At 62.5% G+C, this 13925-nt stretch carries 18 protein-coding genes; 13 read left to right on the top strand and 5 right to left on the bottom strand.

Annotated features, from left to right (window positions below):
* Nucleotides 1-11: 11 nt before the first annotated feature.
* Nucleotides 12-611, bottom strand: a complete 600-nt coding sequence (locus NWV16_RS25230) for a DUF2796 domain-containing protein (RefSeq protein WP_260521177.1) — start codon at nucleotides 609-611, stop codon at nucleotides 12-14.
* Between the two features lie 134 nt (nucleotides 612-745).
* On the opposite strand from NWV16_RS25230, the gene NWV16_RS25225 reads away from it, so the two are divergent.
* Entirely contained in the window at nucleotides 746-1102 is a 357-nt protein-coding gene (locus NWV16_RS25225) for a hypothetical protein (protein WP_260521176.1), read from the top strand.
* Nucleotides 1103-1106: 4 nt separating this feature from the next.
* Here the strand turns inward: NWV16_RS25225 and trxA are convergent, their stop codons facing one another.
* From trxA to NWV16_RS25210, 3 genes are read right to left on the bottom strand one after another with little or no spacing between them, the layout of a single operon-like run.
* Entirely contained in the window at nucleotides 1107-1979 is an 873-nt protein-coding gene (trxA, locus tag NWV16_RS25220) for a thioredoxin (RefSeq protein ID WP_065259542.1), read from the bottom strand.
* 39 nt (nucleotides 1980-2018) lie between these two features.
* Nucleotides 2019-2675 carry a methyltransferase gene (locus NWV16_RS25215; protein WP_260521175.1) on the bottom strand — a complete coding sequence of 219 codons (657 nt, stop codon included), beginning with the start codon at nucleotides 2673-2675 and terminating at the stop codon, nucleotides 2019-2021.
* Entirely contained in the window at nucleotides 2672-3136 is a 465-nt protein-coding gene (locus NWV16_RS25210; protein ID WP_260521174.1) for a hypothetical protein, read from the bottom strand. The genes NWV16_RS25215 and NWV16_RS25210 overlap by 4 nt, the downstream gene beginning before the upstream one ends.
* A 128-nt stretch (nucleotides 3137-3264) precedes the next feature.
* Between NWV16_RS25210 and nrdR the strand changes: the two genes are divergently transcribed.
* The 12 genes from nrdR (at nucleotide 3265) to NWV16_RS25150 (ending at nucleotide 11966) form a co-directional block, all read left to right on the top strand.
* Nucleotides 3265-3729 (top strand): transcriptional regulator NrdR, encoded by a 465-nt coding sequence (nrdR, locus tag NWV16_RS25205; RefSeq protein WP_003228656.1) that lies wholly within the window; start codon nucleotides 3265-3267, stop codon nucleotides 3727-3729.
* The gene (gene ribD, locus NWV16_RS25200; protein WP_260521173.1) at nucleotides 3726-4859 is read left to right on the top strand and encodes a bifunctional diaminohydroxyphosphoribosylaminopyrimidine deaminase/5-amino-6-(5-phosphoribosylamino)uracil reductase RibD; all 1134 of its coding nucleotides are present in this window, start codon (nucleotides 3726-3728) and stop codon (nucleotides 4857-4859) included. Before nrdR ends, ribD begins: the two co-directional genes overlap by 4 nt.
* Before the next feature lie 47 nt (nucleotides 4860-4906).
* On the top strand, nucleotides 4907-5581 hold the full coding sequence (locus NWV16_RS25195; RefSeq protein ID WP_260521172.1) for a riboflavin synthase: 675 nt from the start codon (nucleotides 4907-4909) through the stop codon (nucleotides 5579-5581).
* A gap of 16 nt (nucleotides 5582-5597) precedes the next feature.
* Complete coding sequence (gene ribBA, locus NWV16_RS25190; protein ID WP_065259547.1) at nucleotides 5598-6689, top strand: bifunctional 3,4-dihydroxy-2-butanone-4-phosphate synthase/GTP cyclohydrolase II; 1092 nt, start codon at nucleotides 5598-5600, stop codon at nucleotides 6687-6689.
* 91 nt (nucleotides 6690-6780) lie between these two features.
* Nucleotides 6781-7257 carry a 6,7-dimethyl-8-ribityllumazine synthase gene (gene ribE, locus NWV16_RS25185; RefSeq protein ID WP_003228649.1) on the top strand — a complete coding sequence of 159 codons (477 nt, stop codon included), beginning with the start codon at nucleotides 6781-6783 and terminating at the stop codon, nucleotides 7255-7257.
* Nucleotides 7254-7754 carry a transcription antitermination factor NusB gene (nusB, locus tag NWV16_RS25180; RefSeq protein WP_065259548.1) on the top strand — a complete coding sequence of 167 codons (501 nt, stop codon included), beginning with the start codon at nucleotides 7254-7256 and terminating at the stop codon, nucleotides 7752-7754. The genes ribE and nusB overlap by 4 nt, the downstream gene beginning before the upstream one ends.
* Nucleotides 7755-7781: 27 nt before the next feature.
* A complete protein-coding gene (thiL, locus tag NWV16_RS25175) occupies nucleotides 7782-8747 on the top strand; it encodes a thiamine-phosphate kinase (RefSeq protein ID WP_260521171.1) in 966 nt (321 codons plus the stop codon).
* Nucleotides 8744-9247 (top strand): phosphatidylglycerophosphatase A, encoded by a 504-nt coding sequence (locus NWV16_RS25170; protein ID WP_065259550.1) that lies wholly within the window; start codon nucleotides 8744-8746, stop codon nucleotides 9245-9247. Before thiL ends, NWV16_RS25170 begins: the two co-directional genes overlap by 4 nt.
* Before the next feature lie 27 nt (nucleotides 9248-9274).
* Nucleotides 9275-10009 carry a substrate-binding periplasmic protein gene (locus NWV16_RS25165; protein ID WP_260521170.1) on the top strand — a complete coding sequence of 245 codons (735 nt, stop codon included), beginning with the start codon at nucleotides 9275-9277 and terminating at the stop codon, nucleotides 10007-10009.
* 123 nt (nucleotides 10010-10132) lie between these two features.
* A complete protein-coding gene (ribA, locus tag NWV16_RS25160; RefSeq protein WP_065259552.1) occupies nucleotides 10133-10750 on the top strand; it encodes a GTP cyclohydrolase II in 618 nt (205 codons plus the stop codon).
* Nucleotides 10747-11166 carry an MFS transporter gene (locus NWV16_RS25155; RefSeq protein ID WP_260521169.1) on the top strand — a complete coding sequence of 140 codons (420 nt, stop codon included), beginning with the start codon at nucleotides 10747-10749 and terminating at the stop codon, nucleotides 11164-11166. The genes ribA and NWV16_RS25155 overlap by 4 nt, the downstream gene beginning before the upstream one ends.
* Nucleotides 11166-11966: a cobalamin-binding protein gene (locus NWV16_RS25150; protein ID WP_260521168.1), complete on the top strand. Its 801-nt coding sequence runs from the start codon at nucleotides 11166-11168 to the stop codon at nucleotides 11964-11966. Before NWV16_RS25155 ends, NWV16_RS25150 begins: the two co-directional genes overlap by 1 nt.
* A 3-nt stretch (nucleotides 11967-11969) precedes the next feature.
* On the opposite strand, the gene NWV16_RS25145 is transcribed toward NWV16_RS25150, so the two are convergent.
* The gene (locus NWV16_RS25145; RefSeq protein WP_260523586.1) at nucleotides 11970-13853 is read right to left on the bottom strand and encodes a TonB-dependent receptor domain-containing protein; all 1884 of its coding nucleotides are present in this window, start codon (nucleotides 13851-13853) and stop codon (nucleotides 11970-11972) included.
* Nucleotides 13854-13925: the final 72 nt, after the last annotated feature.

The raw sequence follows: 13925 nt of genomic DNA, 5'->3' as shown, positions 1-13925 counted from the left end.
GCCGTTCGTGATCAGAATTTCAGGGCGGCGGCTTTGGCCGTCACTTCCGTGCCTTGCTGGCCGCTTGGGCCGATCAGTTGTACCTGGATTTTCTGGGTGGCCGGGAAGGTATTGAAAATGTTTGCCAGATCCAGGGTGTTCAAGGCGCCAGGCGCGGCGCAACTGAGCTGGTAGTGAGCGTGGATCTCGCTGTGGTCGTGATGGTGTTCGTGACCCTTTTTGGCAGGTTCTTCGTGATCGGGCTCATCGGCTTGCGGCTCGTCGCCGAACAGCGGGCTTTCCAGCTCCATGTTTGAAATTTTGCAGCCGGCAGCGGCAGGAAGACTGAACAGCACGACCGGTTTCTCCAGTTGCGCACGAACGGCGGCGACCTTGGCTTTGTCCGCATCGCTGCTGGCGACGTGTTCAAAACCCACGAGGTTCATCGCCGGGCTTTCCAGCTCCAGCTCCAGGGTCTGGCCATCGAGCGCGGCGTTCAGGCGACCGACGCCATGTTCGTGGGTGCCGAGGCTGCCGTGCTCGTGATCGTGATCATGATCATGTTCGTCGGCAGCCTGGGCGATGGCCAGCGGCAACAGGGCAAACGGCAAAGCGAGCAGCAGACGACGCATGGCGGACTCCGGGAAGTAAAGTGAAGAGTTTGTTATGTAATCTTGTAACAAAAGTCCGCAGAGTTTGCCCGCCCGCTTGGCGTTATACAAGTCCCATGGGAGCATGCAGGTCAGAAATGTGCGGGAGCGAAGTTATGTTGCGAATACGCGGAACCGTCGGCGAGTTGCCGGTGGATTTGACCCTGGAACTGGATGAAAGCGACTGGGCCCGGCTCGGTTCGCAGTTTGGCGTGCAGGTGCAAACGACCCAGCCGCAAACTGCAACGACGCCTGTAGCGCGACCGGTCAATCAGGATGATGCGTTGTGGCAGGTCGCCAGGGATCTGTTGCGCAAGGCCGGGCAACTCAGCGGGCCGGAGTTGCTGGACCAGCTCGAAGGCCTGACCGGCAGCGCGGCGGCGGGCAAGCGCCTGCTGGTGCGCCTGCGGCATTCGTCGGATGTGAAAGTGGCGAGCGGCGGGGATACGCCGCTCTACAGCTGGATCGAGTAAGCGCTTAGTACAGCGCGGCAAACACCTTGCGACGGTAGGCGGTCACCAGCGGGTGATCGTTGCCCAGCAGTTCGAACACTTGCAGCAAGGTCTTGTGCGGCAGGCCTTCGCCGTAGCTGCGATTGCGGATGAACAGCTTGAGCAAGGCATCCAGCGCCGCTTCGTATTGCTGACGGGCCAGTTGCTGGATCGCCAGTTGATACACTGCTTCATCGTCCTGCGGGTTCTGCGCCAGACGGCTTTTCAGGTCGGCGGCATCCGGCAGGTCGCGGGCCAGGCCGAGAAACTTGATCTGCGCCTTGGCACCGGCCAGCGCAGCCTTGTGTTCATCGCTCTTGACCGCATCGAGCACGGTTTGCGCTTCGCCCAGTTCTCCGCGCTCGGTCAGGCAGCGGGCATACAGGATCAGCGCTTTGGCGTTGGTGTTGTCTTCGTTGAGCATCACCACCAGCGCCGCCTCGGCATCGGCGTAACGACCGTCATCGAACAGCGCCTGGGCCTGTTCGAACGGATCGGCGGCGGCCGGCGGTGGCATTTTTACGTGAGGCTCGAGCAAGGCGCGCACGGCGGATTCCGGTTGTGCGCCGGCAAAGCCGTCGACCGGTTGGCCATCCTTGAACAGCACCACGGTCGGCAGGCTGCGAATGCCGAAGCGGGCGACGATGTCCTGCTCGATGTCGCAGTTGACCTTGGCCAGCAGCAACTCGCCCTGATAACTCTCGGCGATGCCTTGCAGCATCGGCATCAGCGCCTTGCACGGCGCACACCATTCGGCCCAGAAATCCACCAGCACCGGTTTTTGGAAGGAAGCCTCGATCACCGACTGGTCGAAGTCGGCCGTCGTGGCGTCGAAGATGTACGGCGTTTGCTGACTCATGGGGTCTCTCGTGAAAGCGTGAATGGGGCAACTATACGGTCAGGCGCGGGCCGCATGGTAGAGGCTGACATGGCGAAACTCTTCGGGTTCGGCCAGATCCGGCAGGGTCATGGCTTCGAGCATTTCGATCCGCCGGTACAGCGGATGGCGGAAATCCCTGACCCGCGAATCCGCGACCAGCGCTTCGCGGCCACGGCTCAGGAAGGCGTCGAGCAGCGGCAGGTTTTCCCGGTCATAGAGAACGTCGGCCACCAGGATCAGATCGAAGCGATCCGCCTCGGCGAAAAAATCCGTGGAGTAGCTCATCCGCACGTCATTGAGTTCAGCGTTGGCCCGGCACGCGGCAATCGCCAGCGGGTCGAGGTCGCAGGCCATCACTTCCAGCGCGCCGGCCTTCACGGCGGCAATGCCGGCGATCCCGGAACCGGCACCGAAATCCAGCACGCGTTTGCCGCGCACCCACTCGGGAAACTCCGCCAGATAACGCGCCACCGCCAGACCGCTGGCCCAGCAGAAACTCCAGTACGGCGGTTCGTGCAGGATCCGCCGGGTTTCCTCCGGGCTGAATTCCCGGGCCATGTTGTCGCCGTCGATCAGCCACAGTTTCAGGTCAGTGTCCGGCAGCGGGCAGGCCACCAGTCGGGCGTCGCCGAGCAACTCGCCCAGCGCCCGTTGCAGGTCCGGCGGTGCATTCATGGGGCTTTGACAAATTGCAGTTGGCCCAGGGCCTGGGTGGTCGGCTGGCTGATGGTCTGCGACGGCAGATGCAGGATCAACTGGCCGGACTGTGTGGCGCGGCCACGCAGTTCAACCCGCGCGCCGACGGGGAAGGCATCAGGATTGAAGCGCAGGCGGAACGGCAGAACCTGGTTGTTGCCGATCAGGCTGGAGCTGGCGAGCAATTGTTGCGGGCGACTTTTCTCGTCGATCACCAGCAGCGCCAGTTCGACTTCGGCGCCTGCCGGTACGCCCTGCAAAGTACCGCTCAATTCCCGTTGATACGCGGGCAGAGGACCGAGGTCGGCGGCTTCTTTAGCCTTTTTCTGCGCCTGTTGCGGTGCCGGGCCCGGCGTTGGCGGTTGCGGCTTGGGCGCGTCGCTGCCACAGGCCACCAGCAGGCTGAAAACACTGAGCAAAACGAGCGGTCGTAGCGACATGGGTGGCTCCGTCAAAATGAAATCCATGGATCAAACGATCATGGCAGTCTGTATACCGCAAAGCCTATGGCTTGTCTTGCCACCGGGATGCGCTACCATGGCCCTCCCTTTTTTTGTTGCCAGCCACCATGCACTGTCCCTTCTGCGGTGCCAACGACACCAAGGTCATCGACTCGCGTCTGGTCGCCGAGGGCGAACAGGTGCGCCGCCGGCGTGAATGCCTGGCCTGCGGCGAACGTTTCACGACGTTCGAGACGGCCGAACTGGTGTTGCCGCGCCTGATCAAAACCGACGGCAGCCGCCAGCCGTTCGATGAAGAAAAACTCCGCGCCGGTATGCAGCGCGCCTTGGAGAAACGTCCGGTGAGCGTCGAGCGTCTCGAGTCCTCGCTGGTCCATATCAAACACAAGCTGCGCGCCACGGGCGAGCGCGAGGTCAAGTCCCTCGTGGTCGGCGAACTGGTGATGGCCGAACTGCAGAAGCTCGATGAAGTCGCCTACATCCGTTTCGCGTCCGTGTACCGCCGCTTCCAGGACCTCAACGAGTTCCGCGAAGAGATCGACCGTCTCGCCCGTGAACCGGTGAAAGAATGACCACCGCCGCCGAGCAGGCCATCCTCGATGCCCACTTCATGGCTCGGGCCCTGGAGTTGGCGCGCAAAGGGCATTACACGACTCATCCCAATCCACGGGTGGGCTGCGTGATCGTGCGCGACGGGCAGATTGTCGGTGAAGGCTGGCATGAACGCGCCGGCGAGCCCCACGCCGAAGTTCACGCCCTGCGCGCAGCGGGCGAACTGGCGCGGGGCGCCACCGCTTACGTGACCCTCGAACCGTGCAGCCATCACGGCCGCACGCCGCCCTGTGCCGATGCGCTGGTGAATGCCGGTTTAAATCGAGTGGTAGCGGCGATGCGCGATCCGAATCCGCAAGTCGCCGGGCGCGGTCTGCAGCGTCTGGCCGATGCCGGCATCGCCACCGAAAGCGGTGTATTGGAAAGCGAAGCCCGCCGGCTCAACCAAGGTTTTCTGAAACGCATGGAACACGGCTTGCCGTTCGTGCGGGTCAAGTTGGCCATGAGCCTCGACGGGCGCACGGCGATGGAAAGCGGCGAAAGTCAGTGGATCACCGGCCCGGCGGCACGTTCTGCGGTGCAGCGCTTGCGCGCCCAGGCCAGCGTGGTGCTGACCGGCGCCGACACGGTGCTGGCCGATGGCGCACGCCTGACCGTGCGTGGGGATGAACTGGGGCTGGATGCCGGGCAGACCGCGCTGGCCCTGAGCCGTCCGCCATTGCGGGTGCTGATCGACGGACGTCTGCGGGTGCCGCTGGAGGCGCCGTTCTTCAAGGCCGGCCCGGCGCTGGTCGCCACCTGTGTGGCCATCGAAGAACAGTATGCCCACGGCCCGGAGTGCCTGATCGTGCCGGGTGACGACGGTCAGGTCGATCTACATCAACTGCTGATCGAACTGGCCAATCGCGGCGTCAACGAAGTGCTGGTCGAGGCCGGCCCGCGACTGGCCGGCGCGTTTGCCCGGCTCGGTCTGGTCGATGAGTTCGTGATCTTTATCGCCGGCAAGTTCCTCGGCTCCACGGCGCGTCCGTTGCTGGACTGGCCGCTGGCTTTCATGAAGGATGCGCCGGAGCTGAAAATCACTGAAATTCGCGCGGTTGGCGATGACTGGCGAGTCACTGCAATCCCTGTCCCGCCGGCGAGCGTATAATTCCCGGCCATCGTTTTAGCGCTGGCTTCGTTCTCGAGGAGAACCCCATGTTTACCGGCATCATCGAATCCATCGGCAGTATCCGCGCACTGACCCCAAAGGGCGGTGATGTGCGGGTGCACGTCGAAACCGGCAAGCTCGACCTGAGCGACGTCAAACTCGGCGACAGCATCGCGGTCAACGGCGTGTGCCTGACCGCTGTGGAATTGCCGCGCAACGGCTTTGTCGCCGACGTCAGTCGCGAAACCCTCGACTGCACGGCCATGAACGATCTGAAAAGCGGCAGCCCGGTCAACCTGGAAAAAGCCCTGACCCCGACCACCCGTCTCGGCGGGCATCTGGTCAGCGGTCACGTCGACGGGGTCGGCGAAGTGGTTTCGCGCAGCGACAATGCCCGCGCCGTGGAATTTCGCATCCGCGCGCCGAAAGAGCTGGCCAAATACATCGCCCACAAAGGCTCGATCACCGTCGACGGCACCAGCCTGACCGTGAACGCCGTCGATGGCGCCGAATTCCTGCTGACGATCATTCCGCACACCCTGAGCGAAACCATCATGGCGTCCTACAAGCCGGGTCGCCGGGTGAACCTGGAAGTCGACCTGCTGGCGCGTTATCTCGAGCGTCTGCTTTTGGGCGACAGGGCCGCTGAGCCTGACTCTTCACAAAAGCCCGGTGGCATCACCGAAAGCTTTCTGGCCGCCAACGGCTACCTCAAATCCTGACTGAAGGGGGTGCCTTGTGGCGCTCAATAGCATCGAAGAACTGGTTGAAGACATCCGCCAAGGCAAGATGGTCATCCTCATGGATGACGAAGACCGCGAGAACGAAGGCGACCTGATCATGGCCGCCGAATGCTGCAAGGCCGAGCACATCAACTTCATGGCCAAGCACGCCCGTGGCCTGATCTGCATGCCGATGAGCCGTGAGCGCTGCGAAACCCTGAAGCTGCCGCTGATGGCGCCGCGCAACGGTTCCGGTTTCGGTACCAAGTTCACCGTTTCGATCGAAGCGGCCGAAGGCGTGACCACCGGCATTTCTGCCGCTGACCGTGCGCGCACCGTGCAGGCGGCTGCGGCGAAAGACGCGAAAGCCGAAGACATCGTCAGCCCCGGCCACATCTTCCCGCTGATGGCCCAGGCCGGCGGCACCCTGGCCCGTGCCGGTCACACCGAAGCCGCCTGCGACCTGGCGCGCATGGCCGGCTTCGAGCCGAGCGGCGTGATCTGCGAAGTGATGAACGACGACGGCACCATGTCCCGTCGCGCCGAACTGGAAGCTTTTGCCGCCGAGCACAACATCAAGATCGGCACCATCGCCGACCTGATCCACTACCGGATGATCCACGAACGTACCGTTCAGCGGATTGCCGAGCAGCCGCTGGACAGCGAACTGGGCCAATTCAACCTGGTGACCTATCGTGATTCCGTGGAAGGCGACGTGCACATGGCACTGACCCTGGGCACCGTTTGCGCCGAAGAGCCGACCCTGGTTCGCGTGCACAACATGGATCCGCTGCGCGACCTGCTGATGGTCAAGCAGCCTGGCCGCTGGAGCCTGCGCGCCGCCATGGCCGCGGTCGCCGAGGCCGGCAGCGGTGTGGTGCTGCTGCTCGGTCACCCCCTCGATGGCGACGTGCTGCTGGCGCACATCCGCGAAACCGGCGATCAGGCGGCGGTGAAAAAGCCGACCACCTACAGCATCGTCGGTGCCGGTTCGCAGATCCTGCGTGACCTCGGCGTGCGCAAAATGCGCCTGATGTCTGCGCCAATGAAATTTAATGCGATATCCGGTTTCGATCTGGAAGTTGTAGAATACGTGCCCTCCGAATAATGACCGGTTGTTTCCGGACCCGAATTCGCGGCAAATAAATCACTGAGGGACGCCAAACAGACGCGTCCCGGCTCTTTAAGAGATCTGACGAATGACCCTGAAGACCATCGAAGGTACCTTCATCGCCCCTAAAGGCCGCTACGCTCTGGTAGTGGGCCGTTTCAACAGCTTCGTGGTTGAAAGCCTGGTCAGCGGTGCAGTTGATGCCCTGGTTCGCCACGGCGTGAGCGAAAGCGATATCACCATCATCCGCGCACCTGGCGCCTTCGAAATCCCGCTGGTTGCGCAAAAAGTCGCCCAGAAAGGCGAGTTCGCAGCAATCATCGCCCTGGGCGCGGTCATTCGTGGCGGCACTCCGCACTTCGAATACGTGGCTGGCGAATGCACCAAGGGCCTGGCCCAGGTGTCCATGGAGTTCGGCGTACCGGTCGCTTTCGGCGTCCTGACCGTCGATTCCATCGAGCAAGCCATCGAACGTTCCGGCACCAAGGCCGGCAACAAAGGTGCTGAAGCTGCCCTGTCCGCTCTGGAAATGGTCAGCCTGCTGGCGCAGTTGGAGGCCAAGTGATTAGCGACGAAAGCGATCGTTTCAACCCGCGCGATCCGAAACCTGCGGATGCCGGCAAGCCATCGAAAAGCGCCAAGCGCCGCGAAGCCCGTCAGCTCGCGACTCAGGCCCTGTATCAGTGGCACATGGCTCGGCAGTCGTTGAACGAGATCGAAGCGCAGTTCCGGGTCGACAACGATTTCACCGATGTCGACGGCGCGTATTTCCGCGAAATCCTGCACGGGGTTCCGGCCAATCGTACCGAAATCGACAACGCGCTCACGCCTTGCCTGGATCTGGCGATCGAAGAGCTGGATCCGGTCGAACTGGCGGTTCTGCGCCTGTCCACCTGGGAACTGCTCAAGCGCGTCGACGTGCCGTACCGCGTTGTGATCAACGAAGGTATCGAGCTGGCCAAAGTGTTCGGTTCCACCGACGGCCACAAGTTCGTCAACGGCGTGCTCGACAAGCTGGCTCCGCGCCTGCGTGAAGCTGAAGTGAAGGCGTTCAAGCGCTGATCCGCGCTTGAACACTTTTTCTCGGCCATGGGCGAGTTTGAGCTGATCCGCAATTTCTTCGCCGCCGCGCCCTGTGCGCAGGGCGGCGAGGGCGTTGCACTGGGGATCGGTGACGACTGCGCCTTGCTGGCGGTTCCTTGCGGGGAACAACTGGCGATTTCCACCGATACGCTGGTGGCCGGCGTGCATTTCGCCGACCCCTGCGATCCGTTTCTGCTCGGTCAGCGTTCGCTGGCCGTGGCGGTCAGCGACCTCGCTGCCATGGGCGCCATGCCCGTTGCCTTTACCCTTGCCCTGACCTTGCCGACGGTGACTGCCGATTGGCTGCAAGCCTACGCCCATGGTTTGAACCGCATGGCGCAAAGCTGTGGCGTGGCGTTGGTCGGTGGCGATACCACTCGGGGGCCGTTGAGCCTCACTGTCACTGTGTTCGGTCGCGTCCCGACCGGCCAGGCCCTGACCCGCAGTGGCGCGCAGCCGGGCGATCTGCTGTGCGTCGGCGGTGAGCTGGGCAATGCCGCCGGCGCCTTGCCGCTGGTGTTGGGGCAGCGTGAAGCCGACCCGCACATTGCCCGGCCGCTGCTCGATCATTACTGGTCGCCGCAACCGCAACTCGCCCTCGGTCAGGCTCTGCGTGGCAAGGCCACTTCGGCGCTGGATATCTCCGACGGCCTGCTCGCCGATTGCGGCCATATCGCCCTGGCCTCGAAAGTTCGCCTCGAAATCGAGCGTGAGCGTGTGCCGCTGTCGGACGCACTGGTGGCGTTTCTCGGCCAGCGTGGCGCCGAACGGGCGGCCTTGAGCGGTGGCGACGATTACGTGCTGGCCTTCACACTGCCGTCCATCGAGTGGCCGGCGCTGATTGCCGATGGCTGGCCGATCCATGTGATCGGGCGTGTGGCCGAAGGGCAGGGCGTCGTGTTGCTGGACCGCGAAGGACACGACATCACCCCGCAAGTCCGGGGTTATCAACATTTTCAGGAGTCACCGTGACAGATCACCCGAAACAGGTTCCCGGCGAGTTCGTTCCGCCGTCGGTCTGGCGCAATCCCTGGCATTTCATTGCGTTCGGCTTCGGTTCGGGCACCTTGCCCAAGGCACCGGGCACCTGGGGTTCGCTGGTTGCGCTACCCTTTATTCCGTTGTGGCAGATGTTGCCCGACTGGGGCTACTGGCTGATGCTCGGTATCACCATGCTGTTCGGCTTCTGGCTGTGCGGCAAGGTCGCCGACGATTTGCGGGTACACGATCACGAAGGCATCGTCTGGGACGAGATGGTCGGGATGTGGATCACCCTGTGGCTGGTGCCGGAAGGCTGGTACTGGCTGCTCGCCGGGTTCCTGATGTTCCGCTTTTTCGACATTCTCAAGCCGTGGCCGATCCGCTGGATCGACCGGCATGTGCATGGCGGCGTCGGCATCATGCTCGATGACGTGCTGGCGGGGGTGTTCGCCTGGCTGGCCATGCAGGGTCTGGTGTGGATTTTCGCCTGATTTCAAGGCGTGGATGAGGACACAGGGATGGCTCGACGCGGGTTGGCGATACTGTTTTTTATCCTGTTGGGTGCTGTTGCCCAGGCACAGGATGCACCGCCGTCGGTCATTCACCTGGCCAGCGAAGAGTGGGAAGACTACACCGCCGCCGACGGTCATGGTCTGGGCTGGGACATATTGCGCAAGGTGTTCGAACCCGCTGGCGTGTCCCTGGATATCCGCACCGTGCCGTACACCCGTTCGGTGGGGCTGGTGCAGTTGAAGGAAGTCGATGCTCTGGTCGGTTCCTATCGGGGCGAAGCGGATCAGGTGCTGTACCCGAAATGGAATTTCGATTCCGATCACATCTACGCGCTGGGGCTGGCCAGCAATCCGGCCCCGACCGAAGCCACTCTCGGCAAATACCGGTTGGCCTGGGTGCGTGGTTATCGGTATGAAACCTACCTGCCGAACATCAAACGTTACAACCAGATCGAACGCCGCACCGGAATCCTGTCGATGCTCAGGCAGGGTCGGGCGGATTACTACATCGACGCATTGACGGAAATCGAGGCGGTGCTGAGAAATACCGCCGATGCTTCGCAATTTCGCTATACGCACCTCGCGGAGTTGCCCCTGTACCTCGGGTTTGCCGATACCCCGCAGGCTCGCGCACTGATGTCGATCTACGACCAGCGCATGGAGCATCTGGTGAAAAGCGGCGAGTTGAAGCCGATCTTCGAACACTGGAAGCAACCGTATCCGTTCGACCGAGGGCAATGACGGCAGACCTGTCATCAAACTTTTTGATCGTTATGGCCGATAATTCAGCCTAAGCGTCTGTAGGAACCTGCTGTTACAATGCCGCCCAGCGAATCTCGGACTTTTTAGATCAGGAGCACACCGGTGCCTGTCGTTTTTGTCGCCGCTTCCAAGCTGCCAACGCCTTTTGCGCAATTCACCATGCACGGTTTTCTCGATGAAGCCACCGGCCGCGAACACGTCGTGCTGAGCCTGGGTGAGATTGCCGACGGTGCCCCGGTACTCGGCCGGTTGCACTCCGAATGCCTGACCGGCGACGCCTTGTTCAGCCAGCGTTGCGACTGCGGCTCGCAACTGGAGGCCGCGCTCAAGGCGATTGCCCGTGAAGGTCGTGGCGTGTTGCTGTACCTGCGCCAGGAAGGTCGTGGCATCGGTCTGCTGAACAAGATCCGTGCCTACGAATTGCAGGATGGCGGCGCCGACACCGTTGAAGCCAACGAGCGTCTGGGCTTTGCCGCCGACCAGCGTGACTATGCCATGTGCCTGCCGATGCTGGAGCATCTGGGCGTCAAATCCCTGCGTCTGATGACCAACAACCCGCGCAAGGTCAAAGCCCTGACCGACATGAACATCGTCGTCGCCGAGCGCGTGCCGCTGCACACCGGCCACAACCCGCACAACAAACTCTATCTGGCGACCAAGGCCAGCAAGCTCGACCACATGATGGGCAACGAACATCAGGGCGAGGTAGACCGGGCGTGACCCGCGGTCAGGTGCGCCGCCGCCTGTCGGTCGCCTGGTGGAAGTACCTGGCGCTGGCACTGGTGCCGCTGTTCGTGCTCAACGCCTTGTTCGGCGAGAGCGAAGCGATCATGCCGGTGCTGGCGATGCCGTTGTTCATCGCCGGCGTGGCCTCGATGTTTGTCAGCCTGAAGTTTTTCGGTCGTTACAAGCACGCGCTGATCGCCACGCAAAACGCCCTCGATACCCCTGAAGAGCCTGCCGCCTGGATCGCCCTGGCGGCGCGGCGACGCACGGCGTTCCTGGCGGCGGGATTGCCGGCGTGGATCGGCGCGCTGGCGGTGTTCGTCGGTCTGGAAGCGGTGCCGCTGATGCTGTTGGCGTTGTCCACGGCGGTGCTGTTCTACCTCTACCGTATCCCGCGTCAGCTCGGTTGATGCATCGTCTGTGGCTGGCGCTTCTGCTGCTGGCCGTCAGCAGCGAAACCCTGGCCGCTCTGCGGGTGGTCAGTCTCGCGCCATCGTTGTCTGAAATCGTCGTTGAACTGGATTCGGCCGATCTGCTGGTGGGCGCTCTGGATGCCGGTGACCGGCCATCCGCAATCAGGGACGTGCCTTCGGTGGGCCGTTATGGTCAGCTCGACCTGGAGCGGCTGCTCAGCCTCAAACCTGACTTGTTGCTGTTGTGGCCCGGCAGTGTCGGCCCGGCTCAGCGCGATCAGCTCAAGCATCTGAATATCCCGACCTTTGTTGCCGAACCCCACGATTTCGAGCAGTTGACCCTGCAGATCGAAGCCATCGCTGCGCAGCTCGGTCGTCCTGAGCGTGGCGTCGAGCTGGCGACCGGATTGCGGCACAAGCTCGTAGCGCTGCGCCAGCGCTACCGACGGGAAACACCGCTGCGGGTGTTCTATCAAGTCTGGGACAAGCCGCTCTACACCATCGGCGGCGGGCAGATCATCAGCGATGCGCTTGAAGTGTGCGGCGCGCGCAACGTGTTCGCCGACATGACGCTGCCGGCACCGCAGGTGAGCATCGAGGCCGTTTTACAGCGTGATCCCGAAGTGATTCTGGCCGGCGATCAGCCGCAACTGGAGGCGTGGAATGCCTGGCCGCAGCTGGCAGCGGTCAGGCACCGGCAGTTGCTGCTGGTCACCGACAAGGGGCTGGAGCGTCCGAGCGGGCAGATGATCGAAGCAACTGCCAGGCTCTGCCAACAGATTGCGCCAGACCGCTGACCGCTAGAGCTGCGGTGTCCAGGTCACCCCGAACATGAACGCCCGGCCTTCCTCGCGATAGCCAAACTGACCGCCATCATGGCTGTACAGCGTCCGGCTGTAACCCTTGTCCAGCAGGTTATCCACCTTGAAGTCCAGCTTGATCTCGCGGTTCAGCGCCCAACTGCTGCGCAGCCCGAGCAACGCATACCCTCCCAATGGCTGCTGGTTGCTCAGGTCGTCATAACTGCTGCTGACGGCCTGCCAACTGGCGCCGAGGCCGAGGCGGTCGAATTGTCGATCCAGATCCCAACTCAAGGTGCGACGGGCGCGCCGCGCCAGGGTGTGACCGGTGTCGCGGTCTCGGGGATCGATGATTGCCACGCCGAGGTTGCTTTGCCACCCGAGCAGTTCCTGTTTCAGCGCCGCTTCAAAGCCGTTGATTCGCGCCGAGGCGACATTCTGCGGGCGTGAGTTGCTGCCGAAGATGATCGCGTCTTGCAGATCGGTACGATACAGCGACGCCTCCAGGCGGCTGCTGTCGCTCAGCTGGCTGCGCCATTGCAGCTCGTAGCTTTTCGAGGTTTCCGGTTTCAGGTTCGGGTTGCTGAAGTCCGGGTAGTACAGGTCGTTGAAGGTCGGTGCGCGGAAGCCTTCGCTGTAGCTGAGCAACAGATCGTTGTCCGGGTTGACCGGCAATGTCAGCGTGCCGCTCCAGCTGTTCTGGCCGCCGAACTGCTGGTTGTCGTCACGGCGCAGGCCCAGTTCGGTGGAAAAACTGTCGGCCTGGAAGCGATGCTGGATGAATGCGGCGCGGTTCCAGCGGCTGTCCTCGTCGAACGCAGTGCTGCTGTTGACCCGATCCTCGTACCAGTCACCGCCAAGGATCAGGCTGTTGCGCGCATCCAGGGTCAGGTCGTTCTGCCAGCTCACCGAATCGCGATAGGTGTTGAACACCGTACGTTCGTCGCTGAGCTTATCGAGGGATTTGTCGCGGTTTTCGCTGTGGCCGAGTTCCAGACGGGTTTTCCAGCGTTCGTTGATCCGCGCGTCGATATAGCTGCTGAAACTGCTGACGGCGAAATCGCTGTAAGGCTGTTGCTGGACGGAGTCGAAGGTGACCGGGTCGAAGCGTCCGAACGAATTGTCGAATTCGCTTTTGCCACGGTTATCCAGCAGGTTGGCGCCGACTTCGATGTCATCTGTCAGCGCATGACTGAGGCTCAGGCTGATGGATTTGTTGCGGTAGGCATCGTGATCGCTGTCGCTGGGATAGGACTGGTGGGTGCGGTCGATGCCGGCCGTTTCGTCGAGGCTGGCGCCGAGGTTGAAGCGGGTTTTGTCGTCGCCGCCGGACAGACCGATGCTGCGTTCCCAGGTTTGGTTGCTGCCGAAACCGACATGCATCCGCGGCTGCAGTCCTTGTTCGTCGCCGCGCCGGGTGAAGATCTGAATCACCCCGCCAATCGCATCGCTGCCATAGATTACGGAACGCGAACCGCGCAGCACTTCGACACGTTCGATCTGTTCGATGTTGAGGTGCTGCAGGTTGCTGTCGCCGGACGTCGAGTTGCCGATGCGCTGGCCGTCGACCAGCACCAGGCTCTGCGCCGACTGCGTGCCGCGAATGTAGATTCCCGGCAGACTGCCGCGCCCGCCGGTTTGCGCCACTTGTACGCCGGGCACCCGTTGCAGTAGGTCAGTGACGCTGCGCGGTTGCAGGCGCTCGATGTCTTCGCGGGTGAATATGGTGTTGGCGGCGCTGCTGTCGTTGCGGGCTTCCACCTGGCGATTGGCGCTGATCAGCAGGTCCGGCAGTTTCAGGGCCTGATCGCGTTCGAAGGTGTCTGCGAGGGCGTTGGCGGTGGGCAGCAGGAGGAAGGGCAGGGCGAGGCGCGAGAGGTTCATCGGCAGTCCATCGATCATTCAGGTGCACATAAATTTTCCAGCAACACAAAGCACTGTGGGAGCGGGCTTGCC

The sequence above is a fragment of the Pseudomonas sp. BW7P1 genome, from assembly GCF_024981055.1.
GTDB lineage: Bacteria > Pseudomonadota > Gammaproteobacteria > Pseudomonadales > Pseudomonadaceae > Aquipseudomonas > Aquipseudomonas bananamidigenes.
The sequence above is the reverse complement of the archived record's forward strand: the minus strand, read 5'-3'. Positions and strand labels throughout refer to the sequence as shown.